Annotated in this window: 1 protein-coding gene; it reads left to right on the top strand. The window is 63.7% G+C overall.

Translation table 11 applies throughout. The features are described 5' to 3' along the window. Window positions 1–1150, top strand: a 1150-nt coding sequence (locus AAGW05_RS18490) for a putative transposase (protein ID WP_411806024.1), incomplete at both ends; no start/stop codon positions are given.

Here is a 1150-nt window from a genome sequence, read left to right as displayed (position 1 = left end):
GCCGCCCATTCAGCCAAGAACACACCGGCACCCCAGAACACGCCTGAGCTCTCCGCACCGGTGCCGGCATCGGAGCGCGGCCAAGGGCTGGCACTGATGCAGCCGGAGCTGCCGATACTGCCAACAACCGTCCCGCGTGCGGGGGAACGCTCGGCAGCGAGGGCCGGGCTGCTGGCAGAAGCTGCCCCGATGTTCGCCCCTGCCGCCCGTGTTCCGCACGCGGGGTTGTTCCTGGCCCTGCCCGCCCTGGAAACCACGGGCCTGCTCTCCTGTGCGAAGGACGTCTTTGGTGCCTTGCCGGACGGCTTCTACGGCCTGAATGCCATCTTGATTGATGCTGTGGTGCGGGCGTTGGCCGGAGAATCCCGGACCGAGGGTGCGACCCGGTTCAACCCGCAGGATTTAGGGCGGGTGTTGGGGTTGGATCGTGCCCCGGAAGTGAAAACGATCCGCCGCCGGATCGACCAACTCGCCGACACGGGCAAAGCCCAAGAGCTGATCGCCGCCCTTGCTAAACATCACCTGACAGCAACGGGCCCGGGTGGTGAGGACCTGGCCGCGATCCTCTACGTTGACGGGCACGTGCGCGCGTATCAGGGCACGAAAAAGATCGGCAAGCTCTACTCGACCAGACTCAAGTTCCCCGTCCCTGCGACGGAGGAAACCTGGGTCACCGACGCCCACGGCTCACCCGTGTTTGTGGTCATGGCCGAGCCCGGGGCGTCCCTTGCCGGTGAACTCCGTAACCTCCTGCCCGAACTGCGTAAAGCGGTGGGAGACGATCGGCGGGTCCTGGTTGGTTTCGACCGTGGCGGCTGGTCCCCGACCTTGTTCAAACACATGGACGAGAATGGTTTTGATGTGCTGACCTGGCGCAAAGGCGCCACAGCCGAGATCAAGGAAGAACTATTTACCGAGGTCTCCCATACTGATGAGCACGGGGAAACCCGGACCTGGAGTGTGGCGGACACGCTCGTTGATTTGGCCCTGCCAACGACGAAGAAGACCGGGGAGATGTACCAGATCCGCCAGCTCAGCCGTATCGTTCCCGCGAAAGGCAAGGACGGTGGAACACGGCAGATCCACATCCTCACCACCGATAAAGAGTTTCCTGCCGGGGAAGCGGTGTGGCGTATGGGGAATCGGTGGA

The organism is Arthrobacter sp. LAPM80 (assembly GCF_046736435.1).
Classification (GTDB): Bacteria; Actinomycetota; Actinomycetes; order Actinomycetales; family Micrococcaceae; genus Specibacter.
The sequence above is the reverse complement of the archived record's forward strand: the minus strand, read 5'-3'. Positions and strand labels throughout refer to the sequence as shown.